Here is an 18,420-nt window from a genome sequence, read left to right as displayed (position 1 = left end):
CTAACCAGGAGAAGCGCGGCCGGGCCTATGAGGCCACAAAGCTGCGCGACCCGATACGGCAAGCACGCCGACACATTCCTCGCCGGCATTCTCTTGGCGGCTTCCGTCTCTTGGTGGAGCAGTTGAGTCCCGACCCTAGTGCGGTCTTGCTGCTACGCTGCTGCCTCAAGCAGGTTTCGCAAGTATCGCTGGTATCGCGCCCTCGATTTGAACCTGCATTCAGATCTCACAATGCTACGTCCACACAATAGGGTTGTCGGTGGGCTTGCACTCCTAATCGGATCCAACTGATCGCTTAGGTAATAGTTGTGTGTCCTCACTCCGGTGGCTGGACTGGGTTGAGGGTGCAGTTCCCGTCCTTCAAACAATTGAACAGTCGAGCAGACCGCTGGAATAACCGGGCGCTGCCGGTTTAGAGCTTTGCCGGGTGCTACGAAGACTGCTGCAAACCGCTCATCGAGCAAACCGGTAACACATTGTTTTTGCGTGTATTTTAGGCCTCAGTGGCCATTCCCCAGGGGACGGCAGATACTTCCGATCTTCTGTCAGCCGGCCTGCCCCTTGGTCCCGCGTGCGGCCCGCCCCGCCTTCACCGTTTCTTTACCCTCTTCGGCGCACATTCGGGTGTGCAAAGCAACTTTAGATTGATGTGATATGCCGTACCGTTCGGTGAGCCTGACGGAGCTCCCGCCGGAGCATCCGGTCGCCGTCTTCGCCGCCAGTTGGCAGGAGGCCGCGAAAGGGCGCGGGCCGCTGCCCTGGTCGGGTTTCGACCCGGCCGCCCACAAGGCCGTACTGCCCTGGCTGCTGCTGCTCAAGCGCGAACCGGCCGCCGATCCGGCGCTGGCGGAGTCCTGGCACTACGCCCTCTGCGGCACCGGCTGCACCGAGCTCTTCGGCTTCAACAGCGAAGGCAGGGTCTTCGCCGAGTGCCTGCCGCAGGCGGCAGCAGCGGAGCGCCTGGAGGAACTGGCCCGCCTGGTCGAAAGCGCGGAGCCGCTGTTCGCTCACAGCGACGTCCCGATCGAGGGCCGGGAGTTCCTGCGGGTGTTCCGGGGCCTCTTTCCCTTTGCCAGCGATGAAGCACCGGACGGCGTCATCGATCATGTGCTCTACGTCATCGCCCGCGAGGATGAGCGCGTGCTGCAGGCACGCTGTGCGCCGCGCGCGAAACCGGGTGTGGATGCGCCGGGCCGTGAAAACGGCCTCGGCGCGGAGTAAGCACGACCGCGGCGCGCACTGCGGCGTTGCCACGCTGTCTGCCGAAGCTTCTTCCTTCGCCGAAGTGCTGGCCCGGAGAAGTACTGGTCCGGTATCGTGATCCGGTGCCGCAACCCGATACCATAGCGACCCCTGCACCACACGTGGTAGACTGATGGTCTGTCAGGTCTGCGGAGAGACTCGCGATGGCGGTGAGGTTTCGCGTGGGTGCAGATGGCGTAGGTGCAGGAGCACCTGCGGCGGTTGGCATCTGGATGCTGCTGCTGGTGATTGGCGCCAGTCCGATCAGTGCCAGTCCGATCAGTGCCAGTCCGATCAATGCCAGTCCGGTGAACGCAAGCGCGGCGGGCATGGCCGCGGGAGGCCCATCGCCGGCGGCGATACCGGTGTCGGTGGAGGCGCCGCCTGACGGGACATCCCCCGGGACATCCCCCGGGACATCCTCCGGGACCTCCGGCAACGAGGCCACACCGCTGGCACCTCAACGCCCCGCGACCTCTCAAGGGCCTGCACACCGCAACGACATCCTGCGCCGGCTTCAGCGGGAGCCCCTGACGCTCTTCGACTGGGGGCTCGCCAACCTCGAACGCGATCTTCATCGCGCCAGCCAGCAGCTTGGGCAGGAGGACTTCGCCAACGTGCCGCCGCGCAGCAGCGCCACCTACCGCTGGCGCGACGGGCGGATCCGCCTCTCAGCCTCGTTCTTCGTGCCCGCCGCCGCACGCACCACGCAAGGCTGTGTCGTCCAGTTCCGCCGCCTCGTCGATGCCCTGGTGGCGGAGGCCCCCCAGGGGCCGGACGCCGCCAGCTGGTACCTGGGCAGCGCCTTTCAGCCCAGCGGCCACTTCTGGACAAGCCGCTTCGAGGACACCGGAGCCAAGCTGCTGCAGGTCGTCGATCTGCGGGTCTCGCTGCGCGCGCCGTCCTATGACAAGCTGGCCGGCGACACCCGCCGCATCGATTGCTCCGGCCCGCTAAACGCCGCTGAAGAGGCCTTGAGGTTCGAGGCAATCTCCTGATTTCAAAGAAAAATTCGAGGGTGCCGGCTTCGTTTCAGCGTTGCCGCGATACATTTCCTTTGTTTCTGATTCAGGAAATCATGGAGAAATAGACCACCGCTAGGGTGCCCTCCCGTCGCCGGAATTCATGCGCTGTTCCGAACCGGGAGACCCCAATGTCCGCAACCCAGAGCCCGCCCGAGGCCCAAAGCCCGGCCCGAAGCCGGGCCTCGAACCAGACGCCGAACCAGAGCGGGCGCCAGGCCAAGTACCGTGCCAGGCTGCCGCAGTTGGACGGCGGGCTGTTCCTGACCGATGGTGGAATCGAAACCACCCTGATCTTTCACGACGGCTTCGAACTGCCGCACTTTGCCGCTTTTGACCTGATGAGAAAGCGCGAGGGCCGTGACGCCCTGCGCCGCTACTTCTCGCGCTATGCGGAGATCGCCCGGTCCAACGATCTCGGTTTCGTCTTCGAAAGCCCGACCTGGCGTGCCTCTTCCGACTGGGGGCAGAAGCTCGGGTACTCGGATGCGGACATCGCAGAGGTCAACCGCGACTCCATCACCTTCCTGGCCGCCCTGCGCGAAGACTTCGAAAGCCCGGATACGCCCATGGTGATCAGCGGCTGCGTTGGGCCGCGTGGCGATGGCTACGATCCGGGCCGGATGATGACCGCGATGGAAGCGGAAGCCTACCATCGCAAACAGATCCGCGCCTTCGCCCGCTCCGAGGCGGACATGATCACGGCCATTACCATGACCTACGTCGACGAGGCCATCGGCCTGGCCCGCGCAGCCCTGGCCGAGGGCATGCCGGTGGTGATCTCTTTCACCGTCGAGACCGACGGGCGACTGCCGTCGGGACAGAGCCTGAAGGAGGCCATCGCGGCGGTCGATACGGCGACCGACAACGGTCCGGCCTACTTCATGATCAACTGCGCCCATCCGACCCACTTCGACGAAACCCTGAAGCCGGGCGAAGCCTGGGTCAGCCGGATCAAGGGGCTGCGCGCCAACGCCTCCTGCCTCAGCCATGCCGAACTGGACGAGGCCGAGGACCTGGACGACGGCGACCCGGAGGAGCTCGGTCAGCAGGTCCGCGCCCTGCATGGGGCGATGCAGCATATCACCGTGCTCGGCGGCTGCTGCGGAACCGACCACCGCCACATCGAGGCGATTTGCCGGGCCTGCACCACGGCCAAGGCCGCCTAGTCCATGATAGGCGCCGCATACCACCGCGCCTGCGCGCGTGACACCGGTTTCGACTCGGGGGCACAGCCCCCTCTGGGCGGAGAGGCTTTCCCGGAAGATCGGGCGCGCCGCCGCTTGCCGCTGCTGGCGCTGCACAGCTCGGCCTCGCTCGGGGGCCAGTGGAAGGCGTTGTCGCAGAGTCTCGCCTGGGAGCGCGACGTGCTGACCCCCGACCTGCCCGGTTACGGTACGGCGTCCGACTCTGCCATCTTGATGCATGCGGCCAACCTGGAAACCGAGGCGCGCTGGCTCCTGGCCCAGGCCGGCGCTGGGGAGCGTTCGTTCCACCTCGTCGGCCACTCCTACGGCGCCGCCGTGGCGCTGAAGCTCGCCATGCTGGCACCCCAGCGGATCCGCAGCCTGACCCTGATCGAACCGGTTCTGTTCCATCTGCTGCGCCAGGCCGGGGGGTCGGGCGCCAGGCTGGAACGGCAGATCCTCGGCGTGCGCGACCGCGTACGCGGGGCGGTGGCGGCGGGCTGGCCGGCTCATGGCATGGGCGCCTTCGTCGATTTTTGGTCCGGCCAGGGCGCCTGGCACCGCATGGACCTGCCGCGCCGCCAGATCCTGGCGCGCCAGGCCAAGGCTGTGCTGCGGAACTTCGAAGCCGTTCTCAGCGAAGCCTGGTTGCTGGACGATCTGGCGCCGCTGACTTTTCCGATCCAGGTCATCAGCGGGGAGCGGTCCCCCGATGTAACCCTGCAGATTTCAGAGTTGCTCACCAATGCTGTCGGCGGTGTCCGCGCAACCCGCATCTTCGGGGCCGGACACATGGCGCCCGTGACGCACACGACGGCCGTCAATGCGGCGGTGATCTACCACATCGAACGGGCCGAGAACCGCCGCCTCTGGGCCGCGCCCGAGGCGCCGGCAGGCACGCTCGTCGCCTGACCTCTTCGCACCCGATCCGACTCCTTCGCTACCGAGACGCCGCTCCAACACCAGGTATTCAGAACAGAGGACACCAGACTATGACCACCATGAAGCCGGAATCCCTTGCCCTCCACGCCGGCTACCGTGCCGACCCCACCACCAATGCGGTGGCGGTTCCGATCTATCAGACGACGTCTTACCAGTTCAACGACTCGGCCCACGCGGCGCGGCTCTTCGACCTTTCGGAGATGGGCAACATCTACACCCGGGTCATGAACCCCACCAACGACGTCTTCGAGCAGCGCATCGCCGCGATCGAAGGCGGAGTGGCCGCCCTGGCGCTGAGCTCCGGCCAGGGGGCGACCACGCTGTCCGTACTGAACGTCGCCCAGGTCGGCGACAACATCGTGTCCTCCACAGACCTCTACGGCGGCACCTGGAACCTCTTCGCCAACACCCTGAAGTCCATGGGGATCGAGGTGCGCTTCGTCGACCCGGAGGACCCGCAGAACTTCCGCCGCGCCACGGACGAGCGGACCCGCGCCTACTACGCCGAGACCCTGCCGAACCCCAAGCTGCAGGTCTTCCCGATCCGCGAGGTGGCGGCTATTGGCGAGGAACTCGGCGTGCCGCTGATCATGGACAACACGGCCTCGCCGATCATCTGCCGGCCCTTCGATCACGGGGCCCACATCATCGTGCACTCCTGCACCAAGTACATCGGTGGCCACGGCAATTCCATCGGCGGCGTCATCGTCGACAGCGGCAGCTTCGACTGGGTGAAGCATGCCAAGCGCTTTCCGCTGCTCAACCAGCCGGACCCCAGCTACCACGGCGCTGTCTGGACCGAGGCCACCAAGGAACTGGGCCCGGTGGCTTACATCGTGAAGGCGCGCTGCACCCTGCAGCGCGACCTTGGCCTGGCGCTCAGCCCCTTCAACACCTTCAACTTCATCCAGGGTCTGGAGACGCTGTCCCTGCGCATGCGCGAGCACTGCAGCAACGCCCAGGCGGTGGCCGACTTCCTGGCCAAGGACCCGCGGGTTGCCAAGGTCATCTATCCGGGCATGACGCCGGAGGATCGCAGCGAACGCACCGAGACCTATCTGCCCGAGGGCAAGGGCGGCCTCGTCGGCTTCGAGATCAAGGACGCGACCACCGAAACCGGCGCGGCCTTCATCGACGCCCTGCAGATGATCTACCACGTCGCCAACATCGGCGACACGCGCACCCTGGCCATCCATCCGTCCAGCACGACCCATCAGCAGCTCAAGCCGGAAGAGCAGCTCGCCACCGGCGTGACGCCGGGCTACCTGCGGCTTTCCGTCGGCATCGAGCACATCGACGACATCCTGGCCGACATCGACCAGGCGCTGACCGCCGCCGTCAAAGGCAGGGCCCGGGCGGCCTGACCGCCCAGCAGGGGTCCGGGTCCGAGCCATCGGGCCCGGACCTCGCTTTCTCCTTACCTCCCGGCCCACTCCAGGGCGGCCTCTCGTGCAGAGGCCGCCCCGTTTTTTCTCCCGCCCTTGACGTGCTTCGTCCGGTCCTGAATCCTGGCACCCGGTTGGCATGCAATACAGGCGGGAGAGGGTGGTCATGCGCATTTCAGAAGAGACCAAGGGCGTTTACATCATCGCGGCGACGCCCTTTGCCGAGGACGGCGCGCTGGATCTCGCCAGCGCCGAGAGCCTGACCGATTTCTACCTGGAGGCCGGCGTTCACGGCATGACCATCCTCGGCATCATGGGGGAGGCGCCGAAACTGACGGCGGAGGAGTCCGTCACCTTCCTTTCCACCGTGCTGGCGCGGGTCAACGGGCGGGTGCCGGTCATCGTCGGGGTCTCCAACCCCGGCCTCGACAACCTGGCGCGCCTCGCCCAGACCGCCATGGACAAGGGGGCGGCCGGCGTCATGGTGGCACCCTTTCCCGGACTCAACACCGAGACCAAGCTGCTGACCTACTACGCCCAGGTCTGCGAGGCCCTGGGCGCCGACGTGCCGCTGGTCTATCAGGACTATCCCCAGACCACCTCCGTGCCGGTCTCGGTGGAGACCCTGAACACCCTGATCGACCGCCACCCGCAGCTCGTCATGCTGAAGCACGAGGACGCGCCGGGTCTCGCCAAGATCACCGGTCTGCGCCAGAGCGCCGAGCGCGGCGGGCGGCGGCGCATCTCCATCCTGGTCGGCAACGGCGGCATCCACTACCCGCAGGAACTGGCGCGCGGCGTCGACGGCGCCATGACCGGCTTTGCCTATCCGGAGATGCTGGTGCAGGTCTACGACCTTTTCACTGCCGGCAAGGCCGAGGCGGCGGAGGACCTCTTCGATGCCTACCTGCCGCTGGTGCGCCACGAGCTGCAGCCGGGCCTGGGCCTCGCCATCCGCAAGGAGGTGCTGCGCCGCCGTGGCGCCATCGCCTCCGCCAAGGTCCGCGCGCCGGGGCCGAAGCTCTCGGCAGAAGATCAGGCGGAACTCATCCATCTCATCGCGCGCATGGAGGCGCGGCGTTCTACCCTCGGCCTGGCGGCGTGAGCGCCTATGACCTGATCCTGCGCGGCGGCACGCTCGCCACCGCCAGCGAGACCTTCGCCGCGGATGTTGCCGTAAAGGACGGGCGCATCGCCGCGCTGGGAACGGACCTCGGCACGGCGGCGCGGGTGATCGACGCAGGCGGTCTGCTGGTGCTGCCCGGCGGGGTGGACGCCCACTGTCATGTGGAGCAGATGTCGTCGACCCGCATCTGGACGGCGGATGACTTCCATTCCGGCAGTGTGTCGGCGGCTTTCGGCGGCACCACCACCTTCCTGCCCTTCGCCGCTCAGCACCGCGGCCAGTCGCTGCGCGAGGTGGTGAAGGACGCGGAGGAACGCTGCGCCCCCAAGGCGGTGATCGACTACGCCTTTCATCTCATCATCTCCGACCCCACGGTGCAGGTGCTGGGCCAGGAACTGCCGGCGCTCATCGCCGACGGCTACACCTCCTTCAAGGTCTACATGACCTACGACCTGCTGAAGATCGACGACCGGCAGATGCTGGACGTGCTCTGTGTGGCGCGGGAGAACGGCGCCACCACCATGGTCCATGCGGAGAACAACGAGGTCATCTCCTGGATCAGCGAGCGCCTGCTCGACCGCGGCTACGGCGCGCCGAAGTACCATGCCGTCAGCCACCCGCGCATCGCGGAGAGCGAGGCCACCAGCCGCGCCATCCAGCTCGCGCGCCTGGTCGATGCCCGCTTGCTGATCGTCCATGTTTCGGCGCCGGAGGCGGCGGACGCCATCCTCGCCGCGCGCAACGCCGGCCTCAAGATCTACGGCGAGACCTGCCCGCAGTACCTCTTCCTCACCGCGGAAGATCTGGACCGCGAGGGCATGGAGGGCGCCAAGTTCTGCTGTTCGCCGCCGCCGCGCGACAAGGCGGCGCAGGAAGCGATCTGGCAGGGTCTGACGAACGGTACCTTCCAGGTCTTCTCCTCCGACCACGCACCCTACCGCATGGACGAAACCGGCAAGCTGAAGCACGGACCAAACGCCACCTTCAAGCAGCTCGCCAACGGCGTGCCGGGCCTGGAGCTGCGCCTGCCGCTGCTGTTCTCCGAAGGCGTCGGCAAGGGGCGGCTGAGCCTCAACGAGTTCGTCGCACTGACCGCCACCAATCCAGCCAAGATCTATGGTCTGCATCCTCGCAAAGGCAGCCTCGCCGTGGGCGCCGATGCCGACCTCACGCTCTGGGATCCGGCGTGGGAACGGACGATCAGCTACGACATGCTGCACGACAACGCCGGCTACACGCCCTACGAGGGGATGACGCTGACCGGCTGGCCGCGGTTTGTGGTCTCGCGCGGCCGTGTCATCGTGGAAGACGAGACACTGAACGCCGAGCGCGGGTCCGGCGACTACATCAAGCGCGCGCCGGAGATTGCCGCACCGGGCGCCCGCGAGCCGGAACTTGATCCGGCCCGCAACTTCGGCGCGGACCTGTTTTAGGTGATTGGTGCCAGGAAAGGCATCGCATGTCGTCCCGCCATTCAGGTTTGGCTGATCGCAATTGCCCTGCTAATCGGCCTGCAAGTGTCCGCGCTAGGCGTGCTCGCCGATTCGCCTGATGACTTCTCCGAATCGTTATCCGACGAACAGGTCGTCGAGAACTTCCTGAAGATCGCCTTCGGTTTCGAAGGAGTGGAGATCCCGGAAGAGAACCTCAGGCTGTTCCGCTGGGAGGATGACCTGCGTATCGCCGTAGCTCCCGGCATGACGTCTCAGGAAACTGAGATACTCAAGGCTCATCTCGATGATCTCGCGCGCTTCATCGGCTTGGCTCACAGCTTCGAGCCGGATCCATTGGAGGCAAACGTCCTTTTGCGGGTTGGGCCCTTTGAAGAGATTCTGCTTGATCTTGATGCCCTCTCAGAAGCTTACAACAAGGGTGCGTCTCAAGGGCTTCTAGACCGTCAACCGACTATTCCCAACATGCTTCCGGCACTCAAAGAAGTGCTCACTCGGGAGAGAGTTGCCGGTCGGATGGAGAACGTTTGTCTGGCAACGGTCCAATGGTCTCGCGGCGAGGTCCGCGCCTATGTCGCCATTCACACTGGCTTGGAGCCGGAGCAGTTTCAGCACTGCGTCGTCGAGGAGCTCACCCAGATGCTCGGCCTGATGAACGACAACGATGGCGTGCACCCTTCGATCTTCAATGACCAGAATGAGTTCGACTCGCTGACTGAACACGACGTTTGGCTTCTACAAATGCTTTATGATCCGGTGATGGAGGGCGGCATGACCAAGGACGAGGCAGAGCGGGTCGCGCGCTCGATCATCCGCTACTATCGGAACCAATAAATTGGCAAGGTCACCTCTCAATCGCATCGTCATCGTCAATCCCAACTCAACTGCGGCGGTGACCGAGGGGATCAGCGCGGCGGTGGACGACCTGCGCCAGGCGGAGGGTCCGGCGATCGACTGCGTGACGCTCGAAGAGGGGCCGCCGGCCATCGAGACCCAGGATCACATCGACGGCGTGGTGGCGCCGCTGCTGGCACGGCTGAAGGCGGAAGCGGCGGACGCTTCGGTCATCGCCTGCTTCAGCGATCCGGGGCTGCAGGCAGCCCGGGCGCAGATGGCGACGCCGGTCTTCGGCATCGCCGAGAGCGCCTTTCGCCATGCCCTGACCCGGGGCCGGCGCTTCGGCATCCTCGCGATCCTGGAGGCCTCCGCCGTCCGTCATCGGCGCTACGTCGCCACGCTTGGCCTCGGCGAGGCCTTTGCCGAGAGCCGACCGCTCGATCTCGGCGTCCTGGACCTGCAGGACCGCGACCGGACTTTCGCGCGCCTGGTCGAGGTCGGCAGCGCCCTGCGGGACCGCGACGGGGCCGATGTCCTGGTGCTGGGCTGCGCCGGCATGGCCGGCTACCCTGAGGATCTGGCCGATTCTCTCGGCGTTCCGGTCATCGAGCCCTGCCGGGCGGCCGCCGAGGCGGCGCTGGCGACTCTGGAGGAGGCGCAGCGGGCTTGATTGTGCTAGAACCCGGCCCAGCTTCTTTCACATCGGACAGACCACGGGGACCAGCGACATGAGCGAGCGGCTTTGGAAGGTTTATCTCTCCGGCGAGATCCATACCGACTGGCGCGAACAGATCGCCGACGGCGTCGCGGCCGCCGGTCTGCCGGTGCGCCTGGACGCGCCGGTGACGGTGCATGCGGACAGCGACGACTGCGGCGCCGTCATCCTCGGCGAGGAGGAGAATCCCTTCTGGCGCGACCAGAAGGGCTCGCGTATGAACGCCATCCGGACCCGCACCCTGATCGCCGAGGCCGACGTAGTGGTGGTGCGCTTCGGCGACAAGTACCGCCAGTGGAACGCCGCTTTCGACGCCGGCACCGCCGCCGCGCTGGGCAAGGCGCTCATCACCCTGCACGACCCGGCCCTGACCCACGCCCTGAAGGAGGTCGACGGCGCCGCCCTGGCGGTCTGCGAAACCCCGCAGCAGGTGGTGCAGACGCTCGCCTACGTCATCCGCGGCGAGCTGCCCGGCCGCAGCGGCAGCCTGGCGGCGGAGTAGGGCTAGGCGGAATTCCCCCTCACCCAGCTTCGCCTAAGCTCGGTCTTCGACCTCTCTAAGTCTCCGCAACCCTCTCCCGCCAGGGGAGAGGGTTTGTTTGCGAGCCGCTGCTGCTTGTTCCCTCTCCCCTTGTGGGAGAGGGAGGGGCCCGCGAAGCGGGAGGGTGAGGGGGACAGCGTCTACCGTGGCTCTGCGTTGCGCGTCCACGCCACGATGTCCGCGACGAGCCGCCTCAGGTTTGCGCGGAGAGGCTTGAAGCCCTCCGTGGCGGTCAGCGTCGTTTCGTCCATGTAGAGCGCGCGCTTCATTTCGATCTGCAGGGCGTGGCGGTTTTCGGCGGGCCGCCCGTGGCTGCGGAGGATTTCCGCGCCCTTGTAGGGATCGTTCACCGAGACGCTGTAGCCCAGGGCGCGCAGGCGGTCGGCGACGAAGCCGGTGAACGCGGGATCGCAGCTCCGCCCTTCGAGATCGCCCAGCACCATGTCCGGCCGTTCGACCCCCGGACCGTCGGGCGTGATCGCCGTGCCGACCGACTTCATCGAATGGACGTCGAGATGCCAGACGACGCCGTGGCGCGCCTGCACCGCGTCGAGCCGGTCCTGCAGCGCCCGCCGGTAGGGTTTCCAGCAGCGCTCGATGCGTGCCGCCAGGGCGGCAACGGAGAGCGGCTGGTCGAGAAGGGGGCTGCCGTCGCCGGTCCTGGCGCGGAACAGGCCGATACCGAGCGCCGTCTTCGGGCCGGGATCGAGCGGCTCCGGCCAGGGGCCGTCCAGCAGGGCCGGGTCGACATCGTCGAGGCGGCGGTTGGGGTCGATGTAGGCGCGGGGAAAGCGGGCGGCCAGCAGCCCGGCGCCCTGGGCCGGGGCATCGCCGAAGAGGACATCGACCAGCCAGTCCTCGGCGCCGCGCAGGACCGGCATTGGCACCGCGACGCGGAAGTCCTCCGGATAGACACGGCCCGAATGGGGCGAGTCGATCAGGACGGGGGAAGGCCGCACGGCGGCGGTGAAATCGAAGGCCCGGTCGTCGAAAGGCGGCGCTGGCGTGTCCGGCGCCGGCTCAGCCGTCATTGAGGTGGCAGGCGGAGAGGCGTCCCGGGGCGATCTCTTTCAGCGCCGGGCGTTCGCGTGCGCAGCGCTCCGTCGCGAAGGGGCAGCGCGGGTGGAAATGACAGCCGCTGGGCGGATCGAGCGGCGAGGGGATCTCCCCCTTTACCGGCGTGTAGGCGCGCTTGCGCAGGTCGATGCGCGGGACCTCGGCCAGCAGGGCCTGGGTGTAGGGGTGGTTGGGCTGCTCGAAGAGTTCGCCGGTGGGCGCGACCTCGACCACCCGTCCCAGGTACATGATGACGATGCGGTCGGAGATATGCTCGACCACCGAGAGGTCGTGGCTGATGAAGAGATAGGTGAGGTCCAGGTCTTCGCGCAGGTCCATGAAGAGGTTGATGACCTGGGCCTGGATCGACACGTCGAGGGCGGCGATGGCCTCGTCACAGACCAGGAAGCGCGGCTTGACGGCCAGCGCCCGGGCGATGCCGATGCGCTGGCGCTGACCGCCGGAGAACTGGTGCGGATAGCGGCGGCGGAAGTCGGCATCGAGGCCGACCCGCAGCATCACGTCGGCCACGTAGTCGTCCATCTCTTTGGGCTCGATCATGCCGTGCACCTTGGGTGCCTCGCCGATGATGTCGAGCACGCGCATGCGCGGATCGAGGGAGGCGAAGGGATCCTGGAAGATCATCTGGACGGCCAGAGCCGTCTCTCGGGAAACCGGCTTGCCGTCCTGCCAGATCGGCCGGCCGTCGAAGGTCAGGCTGCCTGCGCTGGGCGGCAGGATTCCCGCGACCATGCGCCCGAAGGTGGACTTGCCGCAGCCGGACTCGCCGACCAGACCGAGCACCTCGCCCGGCGCGATCGCCAGGCTGACGCCGTCGACGGCATGGACCGTTTCCTCGCGAATGTCCGCGCCGAGACGCTGGGCGATCCTGCCGGCGAGGTCGAGGGTCTTGACGAAGCGCTTGCTCACCTCCTCGGCGGTGAGGATCGGCGCCGCGGCGGCGCTTTGCTGCTGAAGGGCCTCGCTCATGCCGCCTCTCCGTCGCGCGGCCGGCCCGCCAGGGGCCGCACGCAGCGCACCAGGCGCCCGTCGTCGGTGCGCTGTTCGGAGGGTTCCTCCTCGCAGGCGATGTCGGCGTGGGGGCAGCGGCTGCGGAAGGCGCAGCCGTCCGGCAGGTTCAGCAGGGAGGGCGTCATGCCGGGAATCTGGAACAGCCGCTCGCCGCGCTGGTTGCGCCCGGGCACCGAGCCGATGAGGCCGGAGGTGTAGGGGTGCGCCGGCTGGTCGAGCACCCGGTCGACGCTGCCCTGCTCGACGATCTTGCCCGCATACATGACCGAGATCTGGTCGGCGAGACCGGCCACCACCGCCAGGTCGTGGGTGATCCAGATCAGCGCCGTGCCGGTATCGCGGCAGAGATTCTGCGCCTCGTAGAGGATCTGGCCCTGGATGGTCACGTCGAGGGCCGTGGTCGGCTCGTCGGCGATGATCAGGTCCGGTTCGTTCAAAAAGGCAATGGCAATCGCGACGCGCTGGCGCATGCCGCCGGAGAACTGATGAGGGTAGGAGGCAAGGCGCTCGTCCGGCGCGGCGATGCCGACCCGCACCAGCGCTTCGCGCGCGATGTCCAGCGCCTGTTCCTTGGAGACGTCGCGGTGGGCCAGTACGGCCTCGGTCATCTGGGTGTCGACCCTGAGGACCGGGTTCAGGGTCATCATCGGGTCCTGGAAGATCATGGCGATCTTGGAGCCGCGCAGCTTGCGCTGCTCCTCCTCGGGCAGATGCACGAGGTCGCGGCCCTGGAACAGGATCTCGCCATCGACAATGCGGCCCGGCTGATCGACGAGGCCGAGGATGGAAAAGCCGGTGATGGACTTTCCGCTGCCGGATTCGCCGACGAGGCCCAGGACCTCGCCGGGCGCCACGTCGAAGCTGATGCCGTCGACCGCCTTGACCACGCCTTCCTTGGTGAAGAAGTGGGTCTTGAGGTTGCGGACGGACAGCGTCGGCTCGCCGCGTTCCCCTGTCGTTGGCACGCTCATCGGCCGCTCACCGTCGAAGCCTCGGGTTCAGGACGTCGCGCAACTGGTCGCCGACAAGGTTGATGGCAACGATGGTGACCAGGAGGGCGATGCCCGGGAAGAAGGAGATCCAGTACTTGCCGGAGAGCATGTACTCGTAGCCGTTGGCGATCAGCAGACCCAGGGAAGGCTCGGTGATCGGCACGCCGAGGCCCAGGAAGCTCAGCGTGGCTTCCAGGGCGATGGCGTTGGCCACCTGCACCGTCGCCACCACGATGAGGGGCGGCAGGCAGTTGGGCAGCAGATGATTGAAGACAATGCGCCGGTGGGAGAGGGCCAGGCAGGTCGCCGCTTCGATGTATTCCTTGCGGCGCTCGACCAAAGCGGTCCCGCGCACCGTGCGCGCATAGTAGGCCCACTGAATCGCGATCAGCGCGATGATCACCTTGTCGACACCCTTGCCCAGGGCGGCCAGCAGGATCAGCGCGATGAGGATGGTGGGGAAGGAGAGCTGCAGGTCGACCAGACGCATGATCACGGTATCGACCTTGCCGCCGAAGTAGGCGGCAAGCACCCCCAGCGACATGCCGATGGTCAGCGCGATCGCCGTGCTCATGGCGCCGACGCCCAAGCTCATGCGCAGGCCGTAGATGATGGCCGAGAGCATGTCGCGCCCCTGCGGGTCGGTGCCCAGCCAGAAGGTCTGGCTGCCGTCGAAGGTCGTCTCGCCGGGCGCCAGGACGCCGTTCATGATGTCGAGCTGCAGCAGGTCGTAGGGGTCCTGCGGCGTGATGAAGTCGGCGAAGATCGCCAGCAGGGCCAGAAAAACCACGAGTATCAAGGACGCGACGGCAACCGGGCTGGCGGCGAACTCCGCCGCGAAACGGGCCGCCGGAGAGCCGCGCCAGCGGCCCGGCGTCAGGACTTCGTTCTCGGCGAGCACGCCGGTGGGTTTGGCGGCGTCGGTCATGCCTTGGCCTCCGAAAGACGCACCCGCGGATCGAGCACGCAGTAGAGCATGTCGACCACGAAGTTGATGAGGATGAAGATGAAGACCGTGAGCATCAGATAGGCCACAACGACGGGCCGGTCGAGCGCCTGGATCGAGTCGATCAGCAGCTTGCCCATGCCCGGCCAGGCAAAGACGGTCTCGGTGACCACGGCGAAGGCGATCATGCTGCCCAGCTCCAGGCCCAGGATCGTCACCACGGGGATCATGATGTTCTTGGCGATATGCACCAGCACAATGCGGCGCTCGGAGAGCCCCTTGGCACGGGCGAACTTCACGTAGTCCTGCAGCATGACCTCGCGGGTGCCGGCGCGGGCCAGACGGATCACCAGCGAGGTCTTGAAAAGCGCCAGGTTGATGGCCGGCAGCAGCATGTGGGACAGCCCGTCCCAGGTGAGGAAGGAGACCGGCACGCCGAGGACATCAACGGTATCGCCGCGGCCGGTGGACGGCAGCCACCGCAGGATCACCGCAAACAGCAGGATCAGCATCATGCCCTGCCAGAAATTCGGCAGGCTGAAGCCCATGATGGAGCCGGTCATGATGGTCTTGCCGGCGAGGGAATTCGGTCTGAGCCCGGCGATCATGCCAAGCGGCACACCCAGGAAGATGGCGAAAAGCAGCGCCAGAAAGGCCAGTTCCAGGGTTGCCGGCAGCTTGGAGAGAATCAGTTCCACGGCCGGCGTCGCGTAGACGAAGCTGTTGCCCAGATCACCCTGAAGCGCGTTGATCACGAAGATGTAGAATTGTTCCCAGAGCGGCTTGTCGAGCCCGAGGCGGGCGATTGCCGCCTCCATCTCCGCCTGGTCCGCATCCGGCGAGATCATCATGTCGATCGGATTGCCGATCGCATAGACGCCGATGAAGACCAGCACCGCCATGGCGGCGATGACGAAGAGGCTCTGGCCCAGGCGGCGAAGAAAGTAAACCAGCATCGGCGCTGCCCCCTAATGGGACCTGTTCCGTCGCGCAAAAGGATCGCAGGGGACGGGCCTTGAAGCCCCGCCCCCTGCGGCCCTGCACAGCTTTAGCCGGCGGGCTTAACGCCCGTGGCAATGGTGTACTGATCGGTCCGCGGCGTGTAGCTCAGCCCTTCGCGATAGGCCCAGGGCGTCACTTCGTAGTGCAGCGGCAGGATGGCGTAGTTCTCCATCGCCTTCTGGCTCGCCTGGCGCAGGATCGACTCGCGCTTGTCGTCGTCGACGGTGGCCAGCGCTTCCTCGATCATGGCATCGAGCTCCGCATCGGAGTAGCGGCCGCGGTTGGTGCCGCCCATGCCCTTGTCCTTGTCGCGGGTTGCCACCAGCGCGCGCAACGGCGAGGACATCTCGCCGGTGCCCGAGCCCCAGCCCGCCATGTAGAGGCTGAACTCGTACTTGTTCCGCCGGGCGAAGAAGGTGCTCTTGGTCATGGCGTCGACCTCGGTCTCGATACCGACACGGGTCAGCATCTGGGCCACCGCCTGGGCGATCTGCGCGTCGTTGATGTAGCGGTCGTTGGGCGAACCCAGGACGAGCTTGAAGCCGTCGCCATAGCCGGCATCGGCCAACAGCTTCTTGGCCGCGTCAGGGTCATAGCTGTCGTGCACGGCGCCCGGCGTGGAGCCGAACATGCCCTGCGGCAGCAACTCGCCTGCCGGCACGGCCACGCCGCCCATGATGCGGGCCACGATGGCCTCGCGATTGATCGCCTTGGAGACGGCCTCGCGCACGCGCGCATCCTTGAAGGGGTTCTTGCCGTCCGTGCCGTCGATGCCCGGGGTCGGCTCCTGCTCGTGATCGAAGTGCAGGTAGATCACCCGGTTGGAGAGGCCCTGGGCAACCTCGAAACCCTCGCTCTTGATGCGTTCAAGATCCTGGAGCGGCGGCTTGTCGATCATGTCGACGTCGCCGGCCAGAAGCGCGGCGACCCGCGGGCCGTTGCTGGTGATGGGCCGGAAGGTCACCGTCTGCCAGTGCGGCTTGGTGCCCCAGTAATCCTCGTTGCGCTCCAGAACGATCTTTTCGCCGCGGGTGAATTCCTTGAACTTGAAAGGCCCGGTGCCGAAGGCCTTGGAGCCGTCGTTGAAAGCCTGGGTCTTCGGATAGGAGTCGATACCGGTGCAGCCGTCCGGGCTGAAGCCGATGTCGCCGGTCACGCCGTTGGCTGTGGCCGAGAGCACGCCCCAGGTCGACACCTCGACCGGCAGAAGCGGATAGGGCTTGGCCGTCTTCAGGATCAAGGTGTGAGAGTCCTTGATCTGCATGTCCGTGATCGCCTTGGTATAGACGGTGAAAGACGAGGGGCTGTCTTCAACAGTCGGGATGCGGCAGACGGTGAAGACCACGTCCTTGGCGGTGAAGGGCGAGCCATCGTGGAAGGTGACCCCTTCGCGCAGCTTGAACTCCCAGGTCGTGTCGTCGACGGGCTTCCAGGAGGTCGCCAGGGCCGGCTGCAGTTGCTGCTTCTCGTCCTGCAACACCAGCGAGTCGTAGGTATGCCGCCGCATGGCGTTGTTGGGACCAAGGTTGTGGTAGTGCGGGTCCAGCGCCGAAGGCTCCGACGACAGCCCGATGGTCAGTTCCTGCGCGGCGACCGGCGTGGCCAGAACGGCGGCCAGCGACACCGCACACAGCAGAGTGCTCTTTCGCATGAATTCGTTCCCCATAGACGTAGCCTCAAGACGCGGCAGAAAGGCTATGCGTCCGCATTGATGGCTTTGCGCCTGTTCCTGTGTGACCCTCAGTGCCCAAGTTCGGGCGTCCAGGGCGGTTTATCACGGCTCCTTACCAATCGCCGGCCGGTGTAGCGCAGGCCACCCGGCCCTCGACGGCGGAACCTTGCCGGGTATAATGGGAGCGTCTAGTCTTGCTGTCAAAGCGAAATCATCATTGGCGCAGGGGTGGCGCACAATCAGGAAAAGCAAGCCATTTTGGCTGTTTTTCATATAACAAAACATTATGGACACCATGTTTGAATCGCAAAGGCCGGCTGAGAACAAGGGCCAACCCACGGCCCGCATGATGGAGGCCTTCCATGCGGTCATGGACGCCGGCTCCGTCAGTGCGGCGGCCCGCCACCTGGGGGTGACGCAACCCGCGGTCAGCCGCCTGCTCAAGCAGTTCGAGGCGGAGTTGGGTGTCTCCCTGTTCAATCGCGCCAAGGGAAAGCTCAGCCCGACGCCCGAGGCCCATCGCCTTTCCGTCGATGTCGGCCGCGCGCTTGACGGCATTGAAAGAGTCAGGCGCTCGGCCGAGGACGTGCGCCGCCACGGCGTCGGCCGCCTTCGGGTCGGCGTCACGCCGATGCTCTATGAGGGCGTTCTGCACGGCTTGATCGGGGGCTTTCTCGCCAATCATCCGCATCTGGTGCTGACGCTGGAGAACGGCCTGACCGACACCATGATCGACTGGCTGCTGCGCGACCAGGTGGAGTTGGCCTTTGCGTCGCTGCTGGACAGCCATCCCGGCGTCGATACGATCCCCCTGGTCGAGACCCACAGTGTCGTCGTGCTGCCGGCGAATCATCACCTGGCCGCCAAGAGATCGATCCGTGCGGAGGACCTGGCCGAGGTGCCGCTGATCACCATGACGCGCCGTTACTCCTCACGGCACCGGATCGAACAGCTGTTCCGGCGCGCCGGCGTACCCTTCCGCCTGCGTGCCGAAACCAACCTTTCGCGCACCATCTGCGACCTCGTGCGCACCAGCGAGGGGGTTGCCATCATCAATGCCCTCACCTGGGGCGGCAGCGGCCTCACGGACCTGGTGGCCCGGCCGCTCTATCCCCGTCTGGTGAACCGCTACGGCGTGCTGCACCTGGCCGACCGCGGTTTCTCCCGCCCGGCCGAACAGCTGATCGCCACGACCCGCCGCTACCTCGCCGAAACCATGCCCGACCTCTACCTCGGCGAACCGTCATGAGCTCCGTTCCGTCATGAGCTCTT

General features: G+C 66.3%; 17 protein-coding genes. 11 read left to right on the top strand and 6 right to left on the bottom strand.

What is annotated here, in order from left to right; genetic code table 11:
* Window positions 1-654 precede the first annotated feature (654 nt).
* From Q0982_RS13720 to Q0982_RS13675, 10 genes are all read left to right on the top strand, one after another.
* Window positions 655-1,221, top strand: coding sequence for a hypothetical protein (locus Q0982_RS13720; RefSeq protein WP_299396485.1), 567 nt, complete (start codon window positions 655-657; stop codon window positions 1,219-1,221).
* A gap of 185 nt (window positions 1,222-1,406) precedes the next feature.
* Window positions 1,407-2,240 carry a hypothetical protein gene (locus Q0982_RS13715; RefSeq protein WP_299396484.1) on the top strand — a complete coding sequence of 278 codons (834 nt, stop codon included), beginning with the start codon at window positions 1,407-1,409 and terminating at the stop codon, window positions 2,238-2,240.
* A 155-nt stretch (window positions 2,241-2,395) separates the two neighbouring features.
* Window positions 2,396-3,433 carry a homocysteine S-methyltransferase family protein gene (locus Q0982_RS13710; protein WP_299396482.1) on the top strand — a complete coding sequence of 346 codons (1,038 nt, stop codon included), beginning with the start codon at window positions 2,396-2,398 and terminating at the stop codon, window positions 3,431-3,433.
* 3 nt (window positions 3,434-3,436) lie between these two features.
* A complete protein-coding gene (locus Q0982_RS13705; RefSeq protein ID WP_299396480.1) occupies window positions 3,437-4,363 on the top strand; it encodes an alpha/beta fold hydrolase in 927 nt (308 codons plus the stop codon).
* Between the two features lie 80 nt (window positions 4,364-4,443).
* Window positions 4,444-5,757, top strand: a complete 1,314-nt coding sequence (locus tag Q0982_RS13700) for an O-acetylhomoserine aminocarboxypropyltransferase/cysteine synthase family protein (RefSeq protein WP_299396478.1) — start codon at window positions 4,444-4,446, stop codon at window positions 5,755-5,757.
* Between the two features lie 187 nt (window positions 5,758-5,944).
* Window positions 5,945-6,883 carry a dihydrodipicolinate synthase family protein gene (locus tag Q0982_RS13695; RefSeq protein ID WP_299396476.1) on the top strand — a complete coding sequence of 313 codons (939 nt, stop codon included), beginning with the start codon at window positions 5,945-5,947 and terminating at the stop codon, window positions 6,881-6,883.
* Entirely contained in the window at window positions 6,880-8,337 is a 1,458-nt protein-coding gene (hydA, locus tag Q0982_RS13690; protein WP_299396475.1) for a dihydropyrimidinase, read from the top strand. The genes Q0982_RS13695 and hydA overlap by 4 nt, the downstream gene beginning before the upstream one ends.
* Window positions 8,338-9,189, top strand: coding sequence for a DUF2927 domain-containing protein (locus Q0982_RS13685; protein WP_299396473.1), 852 nt, complete (start codon window positions 8,338-8,340; stop codon window positions 9,187-9,189).
* A 1-nt stretch (window position 9,190) separates the two neighbouring features.
* On the top strand, window positions 9,191-9,862 hold the full coding sequence (locus tag Q0982_RS13680) for an aspartate/glutamate racemase family protein (RefSeq protein WP_299396472.1): 672 nt from the start codon (window positions 9,191-9,193) through the stop codon (window positions 9,860-9,862).
* A 58-nt stretch (window positions 9,863-9,920) separates the two neighbouring features.
* On the top strand, window positions 9,921-10,409 hold the full coding sequence (locus tag Q0982_RS13675; protein ID WP_299396470.1) for a YtoQ family protein: 489 nt from the start codon (window positions 9,921-9,923) through the stop codon (window positions 10,407-10,409).
* Between the two features lie 179 nt (window positions 10,410-10,588).
* Here Q0982_RS13675 and Q0982_RS13670 read toward each other — a convergent pair whose 3' ends face one another.
* From Q0982_RS13670 to Q0982_RS13645, 6 genes are all read right to left on the bottom strand, one after another.
* On the bottom strand, window positions 10,589-11,479 hold the full coding sequence (locus Q0982_RS13670; protein WP_299396468.1) for an N-formylglutamate amidohydrolase: 891 nt from the start codon (window positions 11,477-11,479) through the stop codon (window positions 10,589-10,591).
* Complete coding sequence (locus tag Q0982_RS13665; RefSeq protein ID WP_299396467.1) at window positions 11,469-12,494, bottom strand: ABC transporter ATP-binding protein; 1,026 nt, start codon at window positions 12,492-12,494, stop codon at window positions 11,469-11,471. The genes Q0982_RS13670 and Q0982_RS13665 overlap by 11 nt, the downstream gene beginning before the upstream one ends.
* The gene (locus tag Q0982_RS13660; protein ID WP_299396465.1) at window positions 12,491-13,507 is read right to left on the bottom strand and encodes an ABC transporter ATP-binding protein; all 1,017 of its coding nucleotides are present in this window, start codon (window positions 13,505-13,507) and stop codon (window positions 12,491-12,493) included. Before Q0982_RS13660 ends, Q0982_RS13665 begins: the two co-directional genes overlap by 4 nt.
* Before the next feature lie 7 nt (window positions 13,508-13,514).
* Entirely contained in the window at window positions 13,515-14,456 is a 942-nt protein-coding gene (locus Q0982_RS13655; RefSeq protein WP_299396463.1) for an ABC transporter permease, read from the bottom strand.
* Window positions 14,453-15,430 (bottom strand): ABC transporter permease, encoded by a 978-nt coding sequence (locus tag Q0982_RS13650; protein ID WP_299396462.1) that lies wholly within the window; start codon window positions 15,428-15,430, stop codon window positions 14,453-14,455. The genes Q0982_RS13655 and Q0982_RS13650 overlap by 4 nt, the downstream gene beginning before the upstream one ends.
* A gap of 92 nt (window positions 15,431-15,522) precedes the next feature.
* Window positions 15,523-17,127, bottom strand: a complete 1,605-nt coding sequence (locus tag Q0982_RS13645) for an ABC transporter substrate-binding protein (RefSeq protein WP_299396460.1) — start codon at window positions 17,125-17,127, stop codon at window positions 15,523-15,525.
* A gap of 307 nt (window positions 17,128-17,434) precedes the next feature.
* Here Q0982_RS13645 and Q0982_RS13640 point away from each other — a divergent pair, with 307 nt between their 5' ends.
* The gene (locus Q0982_RS13640) at window positions 17,435-18,397 is read left to right on the top strand and encodes a LysR family transcriptional regulator (RefSeq protein ID WP_299396459.1); all 963 of its coding nucleotides are present in this window, start codon (window positions 17,435-17,437) and stop codon (window positions 18,395-18,397) included.
* Window positions 18,398-18,420: the final 23 nt, after the last annotated feature.

This window comes from Pelagibius sp. (assembly GCF_028281305.1).
Lineage (GTDB): Bacteria > Pseudomonadota > Alphaproteobacteria > Kiloniellales > Kiloniellaceae > Pelagibius.
Note: the sequence above shows the minus strand (reverse complement) of the source record. Positions and strands in the feature narration are given on the sequence as shown.

Bases quoted from the DNA above. Each gene is read 5' to 3' on its own strand.
- Q0982_RS13710 (WP_299396482.1), top strand. From the start codon at position 2,396: ATGTCCGCAACCCAGAGCCCGCCCGAGGCCCAAAGCCCGGCCCGAAGC.
- Q0982_RS13675 (WP_299396470.1), top strand. From the start codon at position 9,921: ATGAGCGAGCGGCTTTGGAAGGTTTATCTCTCCGGCGAGATCCATACC.
- Q0982_RS13660 (WP_299396465.1), bottom strand. From the start codon at position 13,507: ATGAGCGTGCCAACGACAGGGGAACGCGGCGAGCCGACGCTGTCCGTC.
- Q0982_RS13700 (WP_299396478.1), top strand. From the start codon at position 4,444: ATGACCACCATGAAGCCGGAATCCCTTGCCCTCCACGCCGGCTACCGT.
- Q0982_RS13695 (WP_299396476.1), top strand. From the start codon at position 5,945: ATGCGCATTTCAGAAGAGACCAAGGGCGTTTACATCATCGCGGCGACG.
- Q0982_RS13715 (WP_299396484.1), top strand. From the start codon at position 1,407: ATGGCGGTGAGGTTTCGCGTGGGTGCAGATGGCGTAGGTGCAGGAGCA.
- Q0982_RS13665 (WP_299396467.1), bottom strand. From the start codon at position 12,494: ATGAGCGAGGCCCTTCAGCAGCAAAGCGCCGCCGCGGCGCCGATCCTC.
- Q0982_RS13645 (WP_299396460.1), bottom strand. From the start codon at position 17,127: ATGCGAAAGAGCACTCTGCTGTGTGCGGTGTCGCTGGCCGCCGTTCTG.
- Q0982_RS13640 (WP_299396459.1), top strand. From the start codon at position 17,435: ATGGACACCATGTTTGAATCGCAAAGGCCGGCTGAGAACAAGGGCCAA.
- Q0982_RS13705 (WP_299396480.1), top strand. From the start codon at position 3,437: ATGATAGGCGCCGCATACCACCGCGCCTGCGCGCGTGACACCGGTTTC.
- Q0982_RS13720 (WP_299396485.1), top strand. From the start codon at position 655: ATGCCGTACCGTTCGGTGAGCCTGACGGAGCTCCCGCCGGAGCATCCG.
- Q0982_RS13670 (WP_299396468.1), bottom strand. From the start codon at position 11,479: ATGACGGCTGAGCCGGCGCCGGACACGCCAGCGCCGCCTTTCGACGAC.
- Q0982_RS13655 (WP_299396463.1), bottom strand. From the start codon at position 14,456: ATGACCGACGCCGCCAAACCCACCGGCGTGCTCGCCGAGAACGAAGTC.
- Q0982_RS13650 (WP_299396462.1), bottom strand. From the start codon at position 15,430: ATGCTGGTTTACTTTCTTCGCCGCCTGGGCCAGAGCCTCTTCGTCATC.